2 protein-coding genes and 1 pseudogene are annotated in these 1,011 nt (G+C 70.0%); all 3 read left to right on the forward strand.

Annotated elements, in window-relative coordinates:
* Positions 1-92: pseudogene (locus U4E84_RS18850) on the forward strand (ArsR family transcriptional regulator); the annotation flags it as partial.
* Between the two features lie 99 nt (positions 93-191).
* Complete coding sequence (locus tag U4E84_RS18855; RefSeq protein WP_322533571.1) at positions 192-650, forward strand: bifunctional nuclease family protein; 459 nt, start codon at positions 192-194, stop codon at positions 648-650.
* An 85-nt stretch (positions 651-735) separates the two neighbouring features.
* A partial coding sequence (locus U4E84_RS18860) for a hotdog domain-containing protein (protein ID WP_322533572.1) occupies positions 736-1,011 on the forward strand: 276 nt, incomplete at its 3' end.

Below are 1,011 nucleotides of genomic sequence, written 5' to 3' on the forward strand. Positions count from 1 at the left end.
TCTCGCTCGTCGAGCCGGGGGTCGTCTTCTTCCTCGGCGCCGCGCTCGTGTTCACGCTGGCGTGGGCGTACTGGTACCGCGCGTCGCACTGAGCCCGCGCGTCGATCCGAGGCGGCGCGCGGCGCGGTCGCGCATCGGACGGGCGGCCGCGCGTGGGACAGCTATTCAAGCCGCCGCCACCACGTTCGGGTATGGAACACGAAGCCGAGGTCGTCGGGGTCGGTGCGGGCTCGGCGCCGAGCGGCGACGTCCCGGCGGTTATCCTCTCCGCGCGCGGCGAGTACGTCCCGATCTTCGTCAGCGGCGACCAGGCCCGGTCGATCGGGATGGCGTTAGAGGGCGAACCGTTCGACCGACCGCTCACGCACGACCTGCTCGTGGATATCCTCACGGAGTTCGGCGGCGCCATCGATCGCGTCCGCGTCGACGATCTCCGCGATGGAACCTTCTACGCGAAGGTCGACGCCGAGCGCTACGACGACGGCGAACCGGAGCGGTTCGTCTTCGACGCGCGCCCCTCCGACGCGCTCGCGCTCGCCGTGCGCGTGGACTGCCCGATAGTCGTGACCGACGAGGTGATAGACGAGGCGGGCCGCCCTCGGGACTCGATCCGGTTCGGCGACGACGGCGACCCGTCCGAAGAGCGGTGAGGTCCCGACGCCGGCGTCGGATTTGGTGACCACCGCGCCGCCGCCGAAGCCGGCCGTTCAAGTCGCCGGCCCTCCCACGCCGGGTATGGACGAGACGGCCACGCTCGCCTCCTCGCACACCGAGATGACGGAGATGCTGCTCCCGAACGACACGAACAACCTCGGCCGCGCGCTCGGCGGCGCCGTGTTGCACTGGATGGACATCTGCGGCGCCATCGCCGGCATGCGCTTCTCTAACCGACAGGTGGTCACCGCCTCGATGGACCACGTCGACTTCATCGCCCCCATCGAGATGGGCGAGGTCGCCATCATCGAGGGGTACGTGTTCAACACCGGCCGGACGAGCGTCGACGTGAAGGCC

The organism is Halorubrum sp. AD140 (assembly GCF_034497445.1).
Classification (GTDB): Archaea; Halobacteriota; Halobacteria; order Halobacteriales; family Haloferacaceae; genus Halorubrum.

Excerpts from the sequence above, each read along its gene's own strand:
- U4E84_RS18855 (WP_322533571.1), top strand. The coding sequence starts at position 192 with ATGGAACACGAAGCCGAGGTCGTCGGGGTCGGTGCGGGCTCGGCGCCG.